At 71.5% G+C, this 18,770-nt stretch carries 13 protein-coding genes; 11 read left to right on the top strand and 2 right to left on the bottom strand.

Going from position 1 to position 18,770, the window contains the following annotated elements:
* The first annotated feature begins 6 nt into the window (after positions 1-6).
* The 8 genes from iolB to ACK1X7_RS18380 all read left to right on the top strand — a co-directional run bounded on the left by iolB (position 7) and on the right by ACK1X7_RS18380 (position 13,859).
* Positions 7-999, top strand: a complete 993-nt coding sequence (gene iolB / locus ACK1X7_RS18415; protein WP_413115363.1) for a 5-deoxy-glucuronate isomerase — start codon at positions 7-9, stop codon at positions 997-999.
* Positions 996-2,882: a 3D-(3,5/4)-trihydroxycyclohexane-1,2-dione acylhydrolase (decyclizing) gene (iolD, locus tag ACK1X7_RS18410; protein WP_398159804.1), complete on the top strand. Its 1,887-nt coding sequence runs from the start codon at positions 996-998 to the stop codon at positions 2,880-2,882. Before iolB ends, iolD begins: the two co-directional genes overlap by 4 nt.
* A 38-nt stretch (positions 2,883-2,920) precedes the next feature.
* A complete protein-coding gene (locus ACK1X7_RS18405; protein ID WP_390793688.1) occupies positions 2,921-4,417 on the top strand; it encodes a CoA-acylating methylmalonate-semialdehyde dehydrogenase in 1,497 nt (498 codons plus the stop codon).
* A 152-nt stretch (positions 4,418-4,569) separates the two neighbouring features.
* Positions 4,570-7,290, top strand: coding sequence for a hypothetical protein (locus ACK1X7_RS18400; RefSeq protein ID WP_390793689.1), 2,721 nt, complete (start codon positions 4,570-4,572; stop codon positions 7,288-7,290).
* Positions 7,291-7,382: 92 nt separating this feature from the next.
* Entirely contained in the window at positions 7,383-7,847 is a 465-nt protein-coding gene (locus tag ACK1X7_RS18395; RefSeq protein ID WP_385146024.1) for a hypothetical protein, read from the top strand.
* An 82-nt stretch (positions 7,848-7,929) separates the two neighbouring features.
* Positions 7,930-10,044: an FUSC family protein gene (locus ACK1X7_RS18390; protein WP_385146026.1), complete on the top strand. Its 2,115-nt coding sequence runs from the start codon at positions 7,930-7,932 to the stop codon at positions 10,042-10,044.
* Positions 10,045-10,183: 139 nt separating this feature from the next.
* Entirely contained in the window at positions 10,184-10,945 is a 762-nt protein-coding gene (locus ACK1X7_RS18385) for a thioesterase II family protein (protein ID WP_385146028.1), read from the top strand.
* Between the two features lie 103 nt (positions 10,946-11,048).
* Positions 11,049-13,859, top strand: a complete 2,811-nt coding sequence (locus tag ACK1X7_RS18380; protein WP_413115362.1) for a helix-turn-helix transcriptional regulator — start codon at positions 11,049-11,051, stop codon at positions 13,857-13,859.
* 39 nt (positions 13,860-13,898) lie between these two features.
* Here the strand turns inward: ACK1X7_RS18380 and ACK1X7_RS18375 are convergent, their stop codons facing one another.
* Entirely contained in the window at positions 13,899-14,549 is a 651-nt protein-coding gene (locus ACK1X7_RS18375) for a response regulator (protein ID WP_413115361.1), read from the bottom strand.
* Positions 14,542-15,786 carry a sensor histidine kinase gene (locus tag ACK1X7_RS18370; protein WP_385146034.1) on the bottom strand — a complete coding sequence of 415 codons (1,245 nt, stop codon included), beginning with the start codon at positions 15,784-15,786 and terminating at the stop codon, positions 14,542-14,544. Before ACK1X7_RS18370 ends, ACK1X7_RS18375 begins: the two co-directional genes overlap by 8 nt.
* 191 nt (positions 15,787-15,977) lie before the next feature.
* On the opposite strand from ACK1X7_RS18370, the gene ACK1X7_RS18365 reads away from it, so the two are divergent.
* From ACK1X7_RS18365 to ACK1X7_RS18355, 3 genes are all read left to right on the top strand, one after another.
* Positions 15,978-16,523 (top strand): hypothetical protein, encoded by a 546-nt coding sequence (locus ACK1X7_RS18365; protein WP_253209337.1) that lies wholly within the window; start codon positions 15,978-15,980, stop codon positions 16,521-16,523.
* A 76-nt stretch (positions 16,524-16,599) separates the two neighbouring features.
* Positions 16,600-17,100, top strand: a complete 501-nt coding sequence (locus ACK1X7_RS18360; protein ID WP_078641499.1) for a PH domain-containing protein — start codon at positions 16,600-16,602, stop codon at positions 17,098-17,100.
* Positions 17,097-18,644 (top strand): PH domain-containing protein, encoded by a 1,548-nt coding sequence (locus ACK1X7_RS18355; protein ID WP_385146036.1) that lies wholly within the window; start codon positions 17,097-17,099, stop codon positions 18,642-18,644. The genes ACK1X7_RS18360 and ACK1X7_RS18355 overlap by 4 nt, the downstream gene beginning before the upstream one ends.
* Positions 18,645-18,770 lie beyond the last annotated feature (126 nt).

Here is an 18,770-nt window from a genome sequence, read left to right as displayed (position 1 = left end):
CACGCCATGACCACCAACGATCCGTTCCCCGGCTGCCATGTGCAGGCCGGCAAGGCGGCCGACGGCCCCTACGCCGTGGACATCAGCCCCGAGCGGGCCGGCTGGGGCTACTCCAGCCTGCGGATTCTCGAACTGCCGCCCGGCGGTTCGCACTCCCTGGCCACCGGTGACAGCGAGTGGATCCTGCTGCCGCTGAGCGGCGGCTGCACCGTGATCGCCGAGGGCGAGAGCTTCGAACTGCACGGCCGGGAGAGCGTGTTCAGCGGGGTCAGCGACTTCGTTTATCTGCCGCGCGACTCCCATGCCCAGATCGCCAGCGGGGCGGGCGGCCGCTTCGCGCTCACCGGCGCCCGCTGCGAGCGGCGGCTGCCCGCGCGCTACGGACCGGCCTCCGCCGTCCCCGTCGAGCTGCGCGGCAGCGGCAACTGCTCGCGCCAGGTCAACAACTTCGCCGCGGCGGCCCCCGCCGGAGGCGGAACATCAGGTGGCGGTTTCGAATGCGACAAGCTCATCGCCGTCGAGGTGCTGACCCCGGGCGGCAACTGGTCCTCGTATCCGCCGCACAAGCACGACCAGTGCCGCCCCGGCGAGGAGAGCGAGCTGGAGGAGATCTACTACTTCGAGATCGCGGAGGCCCACGGCAACGAGGGCATCGGCTATCAGCGGGTCTCCCCGTCGGGCCACGGCCGCGGCACCGACGTGCTCGCCGAGGTCCGCTCCGGGGACACCGTGCTGATCCCCGACGGCTGGCACGGCCCCTCCATCGCCGCCCCCGGCCATGACATGTACTACCTCAACGTCATGGCGGGCCCGGAGGCGGAGCGCGCCTGGCTCATCTGCGACCACCCCGACCACGGCTGGATCCGCTTCACCTGGCCGGACCAGCCCGTCGACCCCCGGCTGCCCCTCTATCAAGCACCCGATCAAGCACCTGATCAAGCACCCGAGCAGGCACCCGACCAAGGACCCGATTCCGCATCCGCTGGAGACCCACGATGACCGCTTCGGCAGTGCGCCGTCTGACCGTCGCCCAGGCGCTGGTGGAGTTCCTGGCCCACCAGTACACCGAGCGGGACGGGCAACGGCATCGCCTGATCAACGCCACCTGGGGCATCTTCGGCCATGGCAATGTGGCCGGGCTCGGCCAGGCGCTGCTGGAGTCCGGGCCGGAGACCATGCCGTATCTCCAGGGCCGTAACGAGCAGGCGATGGTGCATGCCGCGGTCGGCTACGCCCGCCAGAACAACCGGCTCGCCGCCCAGGCCGTCACCACCTCCATCGGCCCCGGCGCCACCAACCTCGTCACCGGCGCGGCGCTCGCCACCGTCAACCGGCTGCCGGTGCTGCTGCTGCCCGGCGACATCTTCGCCACCCGGCCCGCCGATCCGGTGCTTCAGCAGCTCGAAGTGCCCTACGCGGGCGACATCTCGGTGAACGACGCGCTGCGCCCGGTCTCCCGCTACTTCGACCGGGTGATGCGCCCCGAGGCGCTGATCCCGGCCGCGCTCCAGGCCATGCGGGTGCTGGCCGACCCGGCCGAGACCGGCGCCGTCACCCTGGCCCTGCCGCAGGATGTCCAGGCAGAGGCGTTCGACTGGCCGGAGGAGTTCTTCGCGGACCGGGTCTGGCATGTCCGCCGCCCCGCTCCCGAAGCGGCCGAGGTGGCCGCGGCCGCGCGGGCGGTCCGCGCCGCCCGCCGGCCGCTGATCGTCGCGGGCGGCGGGGTCCACCACAGCGAGGCCGAGGACGCGCTGCGCGCGCTCGTGGACGCGACCGGCATTCCGGTGGCCTCCACCCAGGCGGGCAAGGGCTCGCTGCGCTACGACCACCCCGCCGACATCGGCGGGATCGGCCACACCGGCACCGCCGTCGCCGACGACCTGGCCCGCACCGCCGACCTGGTCATCGGCGTGGGCACCCGCTACAGCGACTTCACCACCGCCTCCGCGACCCTGTTCGCGGACCCGGCCGTGCGCTTCCTCAACCTCAACATCACCCCGTTCGACGCCCATAAGCTGGGCGCCACCACGGTGGTCGCCGACGCCCGCGCCGCGCTCCAAGCGCTCACCGCCGAGCTGGCCGGGCACCGGGTCGAGGAGACGTACGAGGCCGAGTACCGCACCGGCAAGGCCGCGTGGGAGCGCCGGGTGGACGCCGCGTACGCCGCCGGGGACGAGAGTGCCCGGCCGTCCCAGACCCAGGTGCTGGGCGCGCTGGACGCGGTCGTCGGCGACGAGGACGTGGTGATCAACGCGGCGGGCTCGCTGCCGGGCGACCTCCACAAGCTGTGGCGCGCCCGCTCCCCGCGCCAGTACCACCTCGAATACGGCTACTCCTGCATGGGCTACGAGATCCCCGGCGCCATCGGCGTACGGCTCGCGGCGCCCGCCACCCCGGTCTGGGCGCTGGTCGGCGACGGTACGTATCTGATGATGCCCACCGAGATCGTCACCGCGGTCCAGGAGGGCATCAACATCAACATCGTGCTGCTCCAGAACCACGGCTACGCCTCGATCGGCGGTCTATCGGAGACCACCGGCGCCGAGCGCTTCGGCACCGCCTACCGCTACCGGGCGGCCGACGGGCAGTACACCGGCGATCCGCTGCCGGTCGATCTGGCCGCCAACGCCGCCTCGCTGGGCATGGACGTGCTGCGCGCCGAGAGCGTGGGCGAGCTGCGCGAGGCGCTGGCCGTGGCGCGCGCCTCGGACCGGCCCACATGTGTCTATGTGGAGACCGAAACGGCCGACACAGTGTCCGGCGCACCCGAGGCACAGGCGTGGTGGGATGTGCCTGTCGCCCAGACCGCGACCCGTCCGGCCGCCGTGAAGGCCCGCGAGGACTACGACCGGCAGGCCGCCGCACGCCGCCGCCACCTCTGACGTTTCTGACGTTGTTCGAGAGAAAGGCTCACGCACCCATGAAGACCGTCAACCACTGGATCGGCGGAACGACCGTCGAGGGCGCGACCGGCGCGTACGGCCCGGTCTACAACCCCGCCACCGGCGCTCAGGACACCCAGGTCGCCCTGGCCTCCGTGGAAGAGGTCGACGCGGCCGTGGCCGCGGCCAAGGAGGCGTTCCGCTCCTGGGGCACGGTGTCCCTGTCCAAGCGCACCGCGATCCTCTACAAGTACCGCGAGCTGCTGGACGCCCACCGCGACGAGATCGCCGAGCTGATCACCGCCGAGCACGGCAAGGTCCACTCGGACGCGCTCGGCGAGGTGGCCCGTGGTCTGGAGATCGTGGAGCTGGCCTGCGGAATCGCCGAGAAGCTGAAGGGCGAGCTGTCCACCCAGGTCTCCACCGGGGTCGATGTGTCCTCGATCCGCCAGCCGCTCGGGGTGGTCGCGGGCATCACGCCGTTCAACTTCCCGGCGATGGTGCCGCTGTGGATGTTCCCGGTGGCCATCGCCTGCGGTAACACCTTCGTCCTCAAGCCCAGCGAGAAGGACCCCTCGGCCTCCCGCCGGCTGGCCGAGCTGGCCACCGAGGCGGGGCTGCCGGACGGGGTGCTCAATGTCGTCCACGGCGACAAGGTGGCCGTCGACCGGCTGCTGGAGCACCCGGACATCGCGGCCGTCAGCTTCGTCGGCTCCACGCCGATCGCGAAGTACATCCAGTCCCGGGCCATCGAGCACGGCAAGCGGGTGCAGGCGCTCGGCGGCGCCAAGAACCACATGCTGGTGCTGCCCGACGCGGACCTGGACTTCGCCGCGGACAACGCCATCAACGCGGCCTACGGCTCGGCCGGTGAGCGCTGCATGGCGGTCTCCGTCGTGGTCGCGGTCGGCGACATCGGCGACGACCTGGTGAAGAAGATCGCCGACCGGGCCGCCAAGCTCCGCATCGGCCCCGGGAACGACCCGGCCTCCGAGATGGGCCCGCTGATCACCAAGGAGCACCGGGACAAGGTCGCCGGTTATGTGCACGGGGCCGCGGCCCAGGGCGCCGAGGTGGTCGTGGACGGCACGGGTTACAGCGTCGAAGGCCATGAGGACGGCTTCTTCATCGGCGTCTCGCTGCTGGACAAGGTCCCGACGACGGCCGACGCCTACCGTGACGAGATCTTCGGCCCGGTGCTGTGCGTGGTGCGCGCCGAGAGCTACGACGAGGCCATCGAGCTGATCAACAGCTCCAAGTGGGGCAACGGCACGGCCATCTTCACCCGCGACGGCGGCGCCGCCCGCCGCTTCCAGTTGGAGGTGGAGGCGGGCATGGTCGGCGTCAATGTGCCGATCCCGGTGCCGGTGGGCTACCACTCCTTCGGCGGCTGGAAGGACTCGCTCTTCGGCGATCACCACATCTACGGCAACGACGGGGTGCACTTCTACACCCGCGGCAAGGTCGTCACCACCCGCTGGCCGGAGCCGTCGGAGGAGGTCGGCATCAACCTCGGGTTCCCGAAGAACCACTGAGGCGTATGTGACGTGTGATTCGCACGTTTGAGTGGTTTCCCCAGCCCCCTGCCGGACCCGGTCCGGCAGGGGGTTTCGCCGTCACGGGGGCCGGGGATTCCAGGCCCACGGAGAAAACGGGGGAAATCGGGGGTGGCGGCATGCCTGGGTTCATGGCGGGAGAAGGGGCCGAGGAGTTCATCGAGGCGCTCAAGGGCGCCGTGGTGCCTCGGGACCGGAAGGCCAAGGGGCGGGATCTGCTGCCGCCCGTGCTGCTGCTCGCGGACGGCGAGCGGGCCGCGGCCCACGCCCATCAGGCGATGCGGGGGCTGCGCCGGATGCTCTATCCCGATGGCGCCAAGCGGGTGCCGTACGCGGCGCTCGGCCCCGATGAGATCCGCGACACCGCCGGGCGGCGGCCGCTGACGCTCGATCTCGGCCGCGAGCTGTGCGTCGATGTGCCCCGCCGCACCGGCCGTCTGCGGCTCACCGACTTCTTTCTGATGCGGGACATCGTCGAGCAGGCGCTGGACCCGCGGGCCCCCGAGCCGGATGGCCGCGCGCTGCGCGACCACTGCTACGCACAGCGGATCGCCCGAGGGCCGCTGCTGCGGGCGTTATGGACGCTCGGCGGCGAAAGCGCCGAGGGCGGCACGACAGGCCCGGGCTGGGTCGCGGAGCTGCGCCGGCTGCTGATGCGGCCCCTCTTCCAACTGCTGCCGCGCTGGTGGTGGGGGCGCCGCCGCACCCGGCTGCTGCTGCGCTCCACCCGGCGCGGCTGGTACGCCGACTGGCGGCGCATCAGCCACGGCCGCACCGCCGAGGACTTCTTCGAGAACGCCGCGCGGCTGCTGCGCGCCGAGCGCGGCCGGGACCGGGAGGCGGCGGTCGGCCGGTGGGAGGAGCTGCTGCTGCACGCGCTGCTGGCGGATCTGCGGCGCGCGGCCCGGCCGGGCCGGATCTCGCCCTGGCGGCGCCGGCGGCGCACCCGGTGTGTCTTTCTGCTGGAGCTGCCGGAGGACGCCGCCGGTGCGGCGGCCGGGGAGCGCTTCCTGGAGCGATACGGGGAGGCCGCCCGGGACACCCGGTGCGGGGCGGTCGTGGTGGTGGCCGTCGCCCCGGCGGGCGCGATGGACGTGTCCCGGGCGGGCGGGGTGGCCCCGTCCTCGGCGGGCGGGGCGGGCGCGGGGGAGAGCGGTGGGCTGGGCCGTGCGGCGGCCAGGCTGCGCGGCGCGAGCGGGATGCCGTCGCGGGCGCCCCGGCCGCTGCGGGCCGTACTGTCCGGGCCCGTGCCGGAGTCGGAGGGGCTGGACCTCGACCCCGTCTCGCCGCGCACCTTCCGGCTCGGCCCGGCCGCCGAGCTGGCCCTGACCGGGGTGGTGGTGGCGGCCCTGCTGAGCGCGCCGGGCGTGTGGCTGCTGGACCGGGTCGGGGCCGAGCCGGACCGCGGCTGTCTGGGCGGGGCGTCCAGCGAGGTCGTCGCGGGCCGTCCCGAGCTGAGCGCGGATTCGCCCCGGAAGCAGTACGAGGACGCCCGGCGGCTGATCCGCGAGGAGAACGCACGGGTGGACCGCGAGGTCGGGGACGGCGACGGCACCGCCCGTACGGTGGTGCACATCGGCTCGGACGTGGCCGCCGACCCGGAGGGCCAGCGGTACAACGCGGCCGTGCCCGAGCTGCGCGGTATCGCACTGGCCCAGCGCGCGCTGAACGACGAGGCGCGCAACGACTCCCAGAAGGTGTGGCTGCGCGTCGACAGCCGTAACGCGGGGGACGACTTCGGACACGCCCCGCGTATCGCCCGCCAGGTCGCCGAGGACGCCCGGAAGAAGGGCTCCGGGATCATCGGCGTGGTGGGCTTCTCCAAGAGCCTGAAGCAGACCCAGGAGGCCGTGCGGATCCTGGGCGGCGCGCGGATCCCGGTCATCGGCACCACGGCCACGGCGGATCTGATGCAGGTGAACGGGTACTACCGCAGGGTGGCGCCCACCGACAGCCGGGAGGCCGCGGTCGAGGCCGACTTCGCCCGCCGGGGCAACATCATGGACGACGGCACCGGGAGCTGCTCCCCGGCCCGCGCCGCCGTGGTCGTCAAGGACCCCCGGGATCTGTACAGCGATGAGATAGGGACGCTGTTCGCCGGGCGGTTCGGCGCCCGGCCGTTCACCCTGGAGTACACCCCCGGCGGCCGGTCCGGTGGTATCGCCGAGGGCCCGGGGCAGGAGGGTGTCGCCCGTAAGGACAGCATCGGGGAGCTGGCCGACGCGGTGTGCGAGCGGGTCATCGCCAACCCCCGTACGGTCGTCTACTGGGCCTCCCGCGCCCTCCAGTTCAGCGCGTTCCTCGACGACTTCGGGGACAACACGGCGTGCGAGGGCAGAAAGCTGACGGTGCTCGGCGGCAATGACCTCACCACCGCCGCCCTCGCCGGTGAGTACGCGGACCGGCCCTGGCTGCGGCTGTACCACACCGTCCATGTGCTGCCCGCGGGCCATCCGCGGCTGAGCGATATCGCCAAGAAGTTCAACGCCGACTACGCAAGGGACTTCGGATCCCATGACCTGTGGCGCGACGACGGACGCGCCGCCCTGGCCTACGACGCGATGCAGTTGATGGCCGAGGCGGCCAACCGGGCCTTCCGCAGCACCGACGACGTGGAGCGCTCCAATGTGCAGATCGGCCTGGACAACGGCATCCGGAAGCAGGGCGCCAGCGGCTATCTGGACGTCGGGCGGGGCCGCTCGGTGCCCCGGGACAAGCCGCTGGTGATCCTGCATCACACCGACCGGGGCTCGGAGCCGGTGCTGTACTGCGGCGCGTTCACCCAGAATCCGGCCGGGCGGGCCACGCACTGGGGGCCGAAGGGGAAGTTCTCATGTCCCAGGGACAGTTGAGCAACCATTCGCGGGGCTGAAGGGTCTTCTTGTGTGCTCGCCCGCATAAGGGGCGAATCATCAACGCAAGACCGTAAACAGGGGGATTTGTCATGTCTGTTGTGATGCGCTCACTTCGCTCCCGTGCCGCGGTGGCCGGCGGCTGTGTGGCCGCGCTCGGCCTCGGATTCGCGCTGGCCGCCGGGTCGCCCGCCTCGGCCGCCGCGCAGACCGACCCGAACGGCCGCTACACCGCCGAGGAGATCCACCACTTCCTGGAGGGCTTCTACGGGAACCACGGCCCGCGCGCCTGGGAGCGGGAGCACCTGGTCTCGGACCAGCTCAAGGAGCGGGCCGCCCAGACGCCCGACTTCGACCTGCTGCTGTGCGCGCAGAACCAGCCGCGGGACATCGAGGTCGGCGAGGTGACCACGGCCCAGTCCGCGCGGGTCGGCTGGGCGACCATCACCACCCGCTGGGGCCAGGCGCCGACGACCCGCACCTTCACCGCCTATGTGGACCTCGACGGCAGCCGCCCGCTCCAACTTCTCCAGGTGGACTGCGAGCCCGGGGACTGATCCCCGCCAGGGGCCGGACCCGGGGAAGCCAGAGCGGAACGGTTGGTTCAGTTCTCCCGGGGCCACCCCGTAGTCTCGCCGCATGACCTGGTCGCACGCGTTGAAGGAGACCGCCCGGACCGGCCTTGCGATCGAGCGCACCAGGATGGAGCCGCTGGTCGCGCTCCGCGGTGCGTGCGGGGTCGCGCTCGTCATCGGGATGGCGTTGTGGCTCGGCTCGCCGACGCTCGCCGTCTCGGCGGCCTTCGGCGCCTTCTCCGCCGGGGTCGCCACCTTCCAGCGCAGTTGGCGCCCCCGCCCCTGGCTGGCGCTGGCCGCCGCGGCCGGTCTCGCGGTGAGCACCTTCCTCGGCTATCTGGCCGCCACCCACACCCTCACCTTCGTCATCATGCTCGCCGTATGGACGCTGATGACGGGCATGTCATGGGCGGTCGGCCCGGTCTCCGGGCTGGTCTCCACCCAGATGGTGGCCGTCATGCTGATCACGGTCACCCTGCCGACCTCGACCCTGGGCGCCCTGGGGCACGCCCTGCTGGTCGGGCTCGGCGGCGTGGTGCAGGCCGCGCTGATCGTGCTCTTCCCGGTCCGCCCGTGGGGCGTGCAGCGCGACGCCCTCGCGGACGCGCTCGCCGCCGTCGCGGACTACGCCCGCAAGCTGCGCTACGAACCGGTGGCGCACTTCGACCCCAAGCCGCTGATGGAGGCCCGCAGCGCCGCCGCCCTGACCCCGCGTCAGGCCCGGCGCCGTCCCCGGCAACTGCGCGGCTACCGGCTGCTGGCCGAGCGGATCCGCCCGGTGCTCGCCTCGCTCGCCGACCCGGTGGTCGGCGCCCCCGAGGAGGGGCCCGAGCGCGACCGGGTGCGGGAACTGCTGGCCGCCACGGGCACCGTGCTGGACGCGGTGGCCCACGCCATCCGCCACGGCAGACCGGTGCGGGTGCCCTCCGAGGCCATGTCCGTCCTGCGGGTGCCGGAGGACGGGCCGAAGCTGAGCGGTGCCGCCCGACGTGCCGCGCTGCGGCTCTTCTCGCTGGTGGCCGACGTGGTGGAGGCGTCCGATGAGCCGGTGGAGGAGGTGTCCCCCGAAGGCCGCACGGTCCACCGCTTCCGGCCCCGCCCCGGTATCCCGGGCACCGTGACCATGGCGCTGCGCTCCATCCGCCGCGAGGCCCGCTGGTCCTCGCCGGTGCTGCGCCACGCGGTGCGGCTGTGCGCGGTCAGCGTCAGCGGCTATCTGCTGAGCACGGCCCTGCCGCTGGGGCACTCCTACTGGGCCCCCCTGACCTCCACGATGGTTCTGCGGCCGGACTTCGCCCAGACGTACTCCCGCGGCGTCGCCCGGTTCCTGGGCACCCTCGCGGGTGTGCTGGTCGGCGGCGGGGTGGTGGCGCTGGTCCACCCCGGCTCCTATCTGAGCGCCGGGCTGGCCGTGGTGTGCGTCCTGGCGATGTACCTGTTGCTGCGCACCGGGTTCATCGTGACCTCCGCCTGCGTGAGCGCGTATGTGGTCTTCCTGCTCAGCATCGCGGGCGAGGCATGGGGGCAGACCGTGCAGGCGCGGGTGGCGCTGACCCTGCTCGGTGGGGTGCTGGCGATGGTGGCGTACGCGGTCTTCCCCGCCTGGGAGACACCGCGGCTGCGGGACCGGCTCGCGGACTGGCTGGCCGCGAACGGCTCCTTCGCCACCGCCGTCTTCGACGCCTACGCCCGCCCCGCCGACCGCCGCCCCCGCCAGGTGCGGGACGCCCTGCTGGACGCCCGCGCGGCGCGGGCGGCCTGGGAGCAGAGTGAGGCACAGGCCCACCGGGAACCGGTGCGCCACCGCGGACTGTCGCGGCGCGCGGCGCGGGCGGCGCAGACGGCGCTGTCCACGATGGGACGAGTCGTCATGCTGCTGGAAGCGCATCTGCCGGAGCGCGACGCGGCGCCGTCCGAAGGGGCCGGGGACTTCGCCGAGGCACTGCGGCAGGCGATCCCGAAGGCGGCCGAGGCGGTACGGGAGCGGCGGCCGCTGAACTGGGAGGCGGTGCGCCGGTCGCTGGAGCGGTGGCGGCAGAAGGCGGGGGACCGTCCGGGGGTGGCGCTGCGCGACGCCGAGCAACTCGTGCACGCCCTGGACGATCTGGCGGAGGCGCTCAGCAGGAGTGCACGACAGTCGCACACGCCCCGGGGGCCAAGTCAAGGAGAATCCCCCTAGACTGGGGGTGCCCCCTACATCAATGGGCGTGTTAATCATGAAGGGGCAGTGCTGTGCCGAGGTGCCCTGGACGCACGCCCGGTAGGCTCTGCCGTCTGTCCGCACGGATTGCCTGACGAGTGAAAGAACTTCCCTACGCATGGGTGCACAGCGAGAAGACAGCGTCTGGATACGACGATTCCATCCGGCGCCCGAGAGTCGCGCCCGTCTGATATGTCTGCCGCATGCCGGCGGTTCGGCGTCGTTCTTCTTCCCGATGTCACAAACGATTTCCTCGTCCGCGGATGTCCTGTGCGTGCAGTATCCGGGGCGTCAGGACCGGCGGCAGGACCCGCTGATCGAGAACATCGATGAGTACGCGGACGCCATCGCCGCGGAGTTGAAGCCGTGGCTCGATCTCCCGGTGGTCTTCTTCGGGCACAGCATGGGAGCCGTTCTCGCGTTCGAGGTGACCCGTCGGCTGGAAGAGGCCGATGCGGAGTTCTCCGCGCTCGCCCTCTTCGCGTCGGGCCGCCGGGCGCCCTCCCGTTACCGCGATGAGAATGTGCACCGGCGCGATGACGACGGCGTCGTACGCGAGATGAAGCTGCTGAGCGGCACCGATTCCCGCGTCCTTGGAAATGAGGAGATTCTACGCATGGCGATGCCGGCGATCCGCGGTGACTACAAGGCGATCGAGACCTACCGCTCCGTGCCCGGTGCCGCGGTCCGCTCGCCGATCACCGTGCTGACCGGCGACAACGACCCCCGGACCAGCCTCGAAGAGGCGGAGGCGTGGCGGTCGCACACCACGGGCGCGTTCGACATCCGGGTGTTCCCCGGTGGTCACTTCTTCTTGGCCGGGCATCAAGAGCCGATTATGAGTCTCGTCGCGGAGCGGCTCTCGGGGTCGAGACCCTGACCCGGGCGCTTCAGGAACCTGGCCGACGTACTGGAAATCACCACTCGTCACGCTTGTTGCCCCCGGCGGTCCGTTGGGGGTATCAGGTGGCGTTCATCGGGGGATGAATTCTTTGCCTGCGAACCTCTTCGAATGGGAGAACCACCTCTCCGCCCTGCGCGAAATGCTGCGCGGCGCGACCCAGGGCAGAGGCCGGCTGGCTCTGGTCAGCGGCGCGGTGGCCAGTGGTAAGACCACGCTGCTGAACACCTTTGCCGAACAGGCCATCGAAAGCGGTGCGTTGCTCCTGGAAGCGACCGGTTCGAGAGCCGAGAGAGATCTCCCGTTCGGGATTGTCCGGAAGATTTTCGACAACGGCGCTATGCCCTCCGATGTGCGATCCGAAGTGATCGCACTGCTTGACGGAAACGGGCCGGAAAGCACCGCCGCGGGACGCATGCACGTGATGTCCCAGATTTCCTCGGTACTGCTGCGGATGGTCGACGATCGCACTCTTGTCGTCCTCGTCGACGATGTGCACTGCGGCGACGAGCAGTCCCTGCAATTCCTGCTCCACCTGGCCCGCCGGGTGCGCCAGGCGAGGGTTCTCATCGTCCTCACCGAATCCCCCCGGCTCCGTCAGGAACAGTTCACCTTCCACGCCGAGCTGCTCCGCCAGCCCAACTGCGTCCGCATGCGGCTGCACATGCTCACCGAACCGGGCGTCGCCGAGGCGCTGTCCGGCTCCCTGTCCGCCACCGTCGCCGCCCGCCTCGCCCCCGAATGCCACCGCGTCTCCGGCGGCAACCCGATGCTGCTGCGCGCCCTGCTGGAGGACTGGCGGACCGTTGGCGAGCACGGCGAGGCCCAGCAGCGCCCCGCGCCCGGCGAGGCGTTCGCCCACGCCGTCCTCGGCTGTCTGCACCGGAGCGAGCCCGAGGTGCTGGAGGTCGCCCGCGGGGTCGCCGTCCTCGGCGACGCCCGCTCCCCCCGGCTGCTCGGCCAGCTTCTCGACCTGAGCCTCAGCACGGTCCAGCAGGGCGTCCAGGACCTGCACCAGTGCGCCATCCTGGAGCACAACGCCTTCCGCGACGAAGTGGCCCGTACCGCGGTGCTCGACGCGACCCCCGCGACCGCCCGCGGCGCCCTGCACGCCCGCGCCGCCCGGCTGCTGCACACCGACGGCGCCTCCGCCCTCGACGTCGCCCGCCAGTTGGTCTCCGCCCGGCAGGACGGCGAGCGCTGGACCGTCCCCGTCCTGCGCGAGGCCGCCGAATTCGCCCTGGTCGAGGAGGAGTTGGAGTTCGCGCTCCGCTGCCTGGAGCACGCCCACCACGGCTGCGGGCCCGGCCCGGAGCGCACCGCGCTCAAGGCCCGGCTGGTCAGCATCGCCTGGCGGATCGGCCCCGCCGCCGCCGAGAGCCATCTGCCGGAGCTCATCGCGGACGCCGAGCGGGGCCGGCTCGCCCCGCGCGACGTCGCCCCGATCACCTCCTACCTCGTCTGGTCCGGGCGGCTGGACGCGGCGGCCGCCGCCGTCGCCGCGCTGGCCCGCTCGGCCGGCACCGGCGAGGACCCCGCGATGACCGCCGCCGTCTCCGCCTCCGCCCAGTGGCTGACGATGTTCAGCCCCCCGCTGCGCGACCGCCTCCCCACCGTCGGGACCGGCGTCACGGCGGCCACCGGCGCCCCCCGCGACATGGCCTACCTGGCCTACGCCCACGCCGCCGCCACCATGTCCGCCGCGCTCACCGAGGGCCAGGCCGACCGGGCCGTCATCGAGGCCGAACGGGTCCTACAGCGCCACCACCTGAGCGACAGCACCCTCCAGCCGCTGGTCGTCGCACTGCTGGCGCTGGTCCTGGCCGGCCGGCTCGACCTCGCCCTGTCCTGGTGCGAGCGGCTGCTGGGCGAATGCTCCGCCCGCCGCGTCCCCACCTGGCAGGCGCTGCTGTCCGCCGTACGGGCCGAGATAGCACTGCGCCAGGGCGATCTCCAGGTCGCCGCACACCAGGCGCGCACCGCGATGTCGCGGATCTCCATCCAGGGCTGGGGCGTGGGCATCGGGCTGCTGCTGTCCACCCTGATCCAGGCCGAGACCGGGATGGGCCACTACGACGAGGCCATGGCGCTGCTCGAACAGCCGCTGCCCGACGAGCTCTTCCAGACCCTCCCCGGGCTGTTCTACCTGCGGGCCAGGGGCCGCTGCCATCTGGCCACCGGCCGCTACCACGCCGCGCTCGGCGATTTCACGGCCGCCGGTGAGCTGATGGACGCCTGGCGGATGGACATGCCCCTGCTGACCCCCTGGCGGGTGGACGCCGCCGAGACCTGGCTGGCCCTCGGCGACCCCAAGCGCGCCCGCGCGCTGGCCGAGGAGCAGTTGCGGCTGGGCCCGGAGGACGCCCGGCTGCGCGGCGCCCTGCTGGTGGTCCTGGCCCGCACCGACGAGCTCAAGCGCCGGGTGCCCCGGCTCAAGGAGGCCGTCGAGATCCTGGAGGGCGGCGACGACCGCATCCAGCTCGCCATCGCGCTGGGTGAACTCGGCCGCGCCTACCGCTCGCTGGGCGACTTCAACCGGGGCCGGGTGTTCGTCCGCAAGGCGTGGCATGTGGCCAAGACCTGCGGCGCCGATCCGCTCTGCCGTGAGCTGATGCCCCGGCACGCGGACGCCGGTGAGCTGGCGGCGGCCGCCGCCCAGCCGGGCCAGGGCGCCGAGCAGCAGCGCGATGTGGAGGCGCTGACCGAGGCGGAGGTGCGGATCGCGGTGCTGGCCGCGCACGGCAACACCAACCGGGAGATTGCCTCCAAGCTGTTCGTCACCGTCAGCACCGTGGAGCAGCATCTGACCCGCATCTACCGCAAGCTGAACGTCAAGCGGCGCCGTGACCTGCCCGCGAAGCTCTCGGACAGCAGCCTGACGGGGACGGTGTAGCGGGGCCCACCCGCGGTCGTGGGCCCCGCTACGGCCGCGCTAGCTCAGGAACCCGCGCTCCATGGCCGTCATCACCGCGGCCGTACGGTCGGAGACGCCGAGCTTGCGATACGAACGCAGCAGGTGCGTCTTGACCGTGGCCTCGCTGACGAACAGCTCGGTGCCGATCTCGGCGTTGGTCAGCCCCCGGCCGACCAGCCGCAGCACCTCGCGCTCACGGCCGGAGAGCGGGGACGGCTCGACCGTCCGGGGGCGGAAGAGCTTGCCCGCGAGCGACGGGGTGAGCACCGTCTCGCCACGCGCCGCGGTCTGCACCGCGTCGATCAGCTCCTGGCGTGAACTGCCCTTCAGCAGATAGCCCGCGGCGCCCGCCTCCACCGCGCGCAGAATGTCGGAGTCGTCCTCGTAGGTGGTCACGATGACCACCTTGCAGCCCGGCACCTGCCGCAGGATCTGCCCGGTGGCCTCGACCCCGTCCATCCCGCCCATGCGCAGATCCAGCAGGGTGATGTCCGGCCGCAGCGCGACCGCCTGGACCACCGCCTCCTCACCGGAACCGGCCTGCCCGACCACCGTGATCCCCTCGGCGGACTCCAGCATGGCGCTCAGCCCCTCCCGCACCACGGGATGGTCATCGGCCAACAGGACCCTGATGGGGCCGCTCGGTCCGCCCGACGTACCCTCAGCCACTCACTGCCTCCCCGGTCAGCGCCGTCACCGGCACGCTCACCTCCACGGTGGTGCCCCGTCCGGGGCTGCTGGTGACGGACGCCACCCCGTCGATCTCCTCCACCCGGGCCTGCATCCCGCGCAGCCCGTAGCCTTCCTGGGTGCCGTCCGGGGTGAATCCCTCGCCGTCGTCGCGGACCAGCAGCCGGACGCCGCCCTGGTCGAAGACCACGATCACATCCACCGTACGGGCCTGATGGGCGTGCTTGCGCACATTGGCGATGGCCTCCTGCACCGTGCGCAGCAGCACCACGCTCACGGCCATCGGCAGCGACTTCTCCTCGCCCATCACCGAACACCGCACCTCCAGACCGGTCTCGGCGATCAGCCCCTCGGCCTGCCGGCGCACCGCCTGGGAGAGCGAACCGCCGCGCAGCGCGGGCGGGGTGAGGGCGGCCACGAAGTCACGGGCCTCGGCGAGCGACTCCTTGGCCACCCGCCCGGCCAGCGACAGATGGTTCACCGCCTGGTCCGGGGCGTCGCGCACCTCCGACTCGGCCGCCTGCACCAGGCTGATGATGCTGGTCAGGCCCTGCGCCAGAGTGTCGTGGATCTCCCGGGCCAGCCGCTCGCGTTCGGCCGAGATTCCGGCCTCGTGGGAGAGCCTGGCCACCCGTTCCCGGCTGCGCCGCAACTCCTCGATGAGCTGCCCGCGCCCCTTGCTCTGCCGCACCACCCGCTTGATCCACAGCCCCAGCAGCATCGACAGCGCGATGCTCAGCAGCGAGATGGGCAGGACGCCAAGGACGCTCAGCCCCAGGTCCTCCCCGATGAACGCCACCACCAGCACCGGGCAGAGATTGGCCACCGTGGCCAGCGCCACCGCCGAGACCATCGGCAGGCTCATGATCAGCATCGGGATGACGGCGAACAGCGCGAACGCGCCGATGAGGTTGAACGCCGTGGTGACGCAGAACAGCGCCACCAGACCCGCCGCGAACACCAGGTTCCGCGGGCCGTAGGTGTCCTCGATCATCAGCGTCCGGCCGACCGCCGCGTACCACGGCACGCACAGCGTCAGTGCGGCGATCGGGATGGAGTGGCTGGCCTGGGAGCCGCTGGAGAGGAAGAGCAGGATCGCCGTGACGAGATAGGAGACGGCGAAGAAGCCGTCCCACAGGCCGAACCAGCGGGTGCCGGACTCGGGACCGTAGTACGCCCCGGTCTGCGAGCCCTCCCCCGGAGAGTGATTGCGCACGGGCTCAGTACTACCACGCGTGTCCACCGTGTCCACCGGACGGTTGACAGCCAGAACCCACCGTTCAGTCGTCTCGCGTCGGCCGGTGCGCTTCTAGCGTTGAGTCAGGTGAGACGGAGAGTCGTCACACCGCCTGCACATCACCCTTTTTGGCTTGGAGAACGTCCCGTATGCCACAGATGAGCCAGTTCATGTCCGCACTGATCGCCAGTGGCACGATCCTGATCATCATCCTGGCGACCGACATCGGCCGCCGCCGCATCACCACGATGCGGATGGTGCGCTCGGTCATCGCCGTGGCCATCGTCATCGCGATCTTCGTCGATTCCTTCCCGACCAAGGGCAACGACCTCTCCCTCCAGCTTGTGGGCGTCGGCACCGGTGTCATCTGCGGTCTGATCGCCGGAGTGCTGCTGCCCGCCTACAAGGACGCCACCTCCGGCGACCTCTACACCATCGGTGGCATCGGCTACGCCCTGGTGTGGATCGTCCTGTCCAGCGGACGCATCCTCTTCGCCTACGGCGCCGAGCACTGGTTCACCATGGACCTGGTCAAGTTCTCCATCGACTACAAGATCAGCGGCCAGGACACCTACGCCAACGCGTTCGTCTTCATGTCGCTGGCCATGGTGCTGACCCGTACCGCCGTGCTGCTGGCCAAGATGCGCAAGCTGAAGAGCCAGGACATCGCGAGCGCTCAGTTGCCGCAGCAGACCACCACCGGTGCGTCGGTCTGAACCGCCTGATTTCATAGTCCACCAACCCCGCCGGGCCCGCCCCGGCACCCGCCAGACGCAAGAGCAGGGTGAAGCAGTGGAACGCCATGACAACCTGAGGCTCCGACCGCCTCGGCACCGGGTCGACCGCCGTGCGATCGGCTGGTGGACCGTGCAGTCCGCCGTCTTCGCCCTGCCTCTGCCGCTCGTCTTCGGAATCCTGTGGGCCTCCATTCCCCCCACGCGTGAGTTCTTCATGTGGGCCACGCTGATCTCGCTGGTCCCCGGGCTGCTCTACATGGCCGTCATGCCGGCCTGGCGCTACCGGGTCCACCGCTGGGAGGCCACCGGCGAGGCGGTCTACGCGGCCTCCGGCTGGCTCTGGCAGCAGTGGCGGGTCGTTCCGCTCTCCCGCGTCCAGACCGTGGACACCCTGCGCGGCCCGATCCAGCAGATGTTCGGGCTCTCCGGCGTCACCGTGACCACCGCCTCCGCCGCGGGCGCGGTGAAGATCAAGGGCATCGACCACAAGATGGCCGCCGACCTGGTCGAGTACCTTGCCAAGTCCACCCAGGCCGTCCCGGGAGACGCCACATGACGTCGGACACCACCGTGCGGCCGCCCGCCCACGAGGCCGGCCAGGACTGGGGGCGGCTCAACAGCCGGCTGCTCCTGGTCAACCTGTCCATCCTCGCCGCACCGGTGGCGATGTTCCTGGTCAGCCTCGCGGTCACCGGCGGCGACACCAACCTCCAGGTCATCATCACCCTCGGCTCGCTGTTCGTGACCTTCCTGGTCATCAGCGGCATCGGGCTGATGCGGCTGTTCACCACCCGCTTCCGGCTCACCGAGGACCGCTTCGAGCTCCACACCGGTCTGCTCTTCCGCAGCGAGCGCTCGGTCCCCATCGGCCGCATCCGCGGTGTCGACCTCACCGCCAACCCAGTCCACCGGATCTTCGGCCTCACCACCCTGCGGATCGACAGCGGGGACCAGAGCGACGCCGCCGCGCGCAGGCTCGCCCTCGACGGCATCACCAAGGCCGAGGCCCTGGAGCTGCGCGGCCGGATCATCGCGCTGCGCGACGCGGGCCGGGCCCGGCCGGTGGCCGACAGCGACGGCGTGCTCAGCCGGCTGGACTGGTCCTGGCTGCGCTACGGCCCGCTGACCCTCTGGGGCGTGGGCGGTGTCTTCATCGCCGCCGCCAGTACCTACCGCACCCTGAGCGAGCTCCAGGTCAACCCGCTCGACCTCGGCGTCATCAAGGACCTCGAGAACCGCTTTGGCACCATTCCCCTGTGGTACGGAGTCCTGCTGGCCGCCGTTCTCATCGTCGTCCTCGGCATGATCGGCTCCACCGCCACCTACATCGAGAACTGGGCCGGTTACGAACTGCGCCGCGAGGACGGCGGGATCTTCCGCATCCGCCGCGGACTGCTGGCCACCCGCTCCGTGAGCATCGAGGAACGCCATCTGCGCGGCCTCGAACTCGTCGAGCCCATCCCGCTGCGCTGGGCCAAGGGCGCCAAGCTCAACGCCGTCGCCAGCGGCCTGGGCAACCAGGAGGACAACCGCAGGCGCCGCGCCCTGACCCCGCCCACCCCGCGCGGCGAGGCCCTGCGGGTCGCCGCCGAGGCGCTGCCGACCGGCCCCGGTCTGATCGAGCGCAAGGGTCTTCTCCCGCACCCCCGGGCGGCCCTGCGGCGCCGGATCAACCGCGCCCTCATCTGGTCGGTCCTGATCGCGGCCGTCCCGGTGGGCCTGGGCCTGTGGCTCGGCTCCTGGCTCGTCATCACCGGCGTGATCACCGGTGTGGTGCTGGTGCCGGTCCTGGTGGCGTTCGCCGTGGGCGCCTACCACAGCCTCGGCCATCTCCTGCGCGGCCGCTTCCTGGTGATGTGCTCCGGGGCGTTCGCCCGCCGCACCGTGGCCCATCAGCGTGAGGCCATCATCGGCTGGAAGTTCTCCCGGACGCCGTTCCAGCGCCGGGTCGGGCTGATCACCCTCGGCGCCACCACCGCCGCCGGTGAAGGCGTCTACCACGTGCACGACCTGACCGAAGGCCAGGGAATCGCCCTCGCAGAGACCGCGGTACCGGGGCTGCTCGCTCCGTTCATCGAGAGAGCCCCCGACCGCGGCTGACCCCACCCCGAGACCAACTGGCGATCCCCCGAGAGGTGGAGGGGCGGACCGAAAGGCCGCCCCTCCACCTCTGAACCCCCTCCACTTCTGGGAAAATTGAATACTGGGCGCATTATTTGCTCGAGA

Source organism: Streptomyces sp. CY-1, assembly GCF_047218265.1.
GTDB classification, from domain to species: Bacteria; Actinomycetota; Actinomycetes; order Streptomycetales; family Streptomycetaceae; genus Streptomyces; species Streptomyces niphimycinicus.
This window is presented reverse-complemented; position numbering and strand designations above follow the sequence as displayed.

Excerpts from the sequence above, each read along its gene's own strand:
- ACK1X7_RS18355 (WP_385146036.1), top strand. The coding sequence starts at position 17,097 with ATGACGTCGGACACCACCGTGCGGCCGCCCGCCCACGAGGCCGGCCAG.
- ACK1X7_RS18405 (WP_390793688.1), top strand. The coding sequence starts at position 2,921 with ATGAAGACCGTCAACCACTGGATCGGCGGAACGACCGTCGAGGGCGCG.
- ACK1X7_RS18365 (WP_253209337.1), top strand. The coding sequence starts at position 15,978 with ATGTCCGCACTGATCGCCAGTGGCACGATCCTGATCATCATCCTGGCG.
- ACK1X7_RS18385 (WP_385146028.1), top strand. The coding sequence starts at position 10,184 with ATGGGTGCACAGCGAGAAGACAGCGTCTGGATACGACGATTCCATCCG.
- ACK1X7_RS18380 (WP_413115362.1), top strand. The coding sequence starts at position 11,049 with ATGAATTCTTTGCCTGCGAACCTCTTCGAATGGGAGAACCACCTCTCC.
- iolB (WP_413115363.1), top strand. The coding sequence starts at position 7 with ATGACCACCAACGATCCGTTCCCCGGCTGCCATGTGCAGGCCGGCAAG.
- ACK1X7_RS18395 (WP_385146024.1), top strand. The coding sequence starts at position 7,383 with ATGTCTGTTGTGATGCGCTCACTTCGCTCCCGTGCCGCGGTGGCCGGC.
- ACK1X7_RS18390 (WP_385146026.1), top strand. The coding sequence starts at position 7,930 with ATGACCTGGTCGCACGCGTTGAAGGAGACCGCCCGGACCGGCCTTGCG.
- ACK1X7_RS18400 (WP_390793689.1), top strand. The coding sequence starts at position 4,570 with ATGGCGGGAGAAGGGGCCGAGGAGTTCATCGAGGCGCTCAAGGGCGCC.
- iolD (WP_398159804.1), top strand. The coding sequence starts at position 996 with ATGACCGCTTCGGCAGTGCGCCGTCTGACCGTCGCCCAGGCGCTGGTG.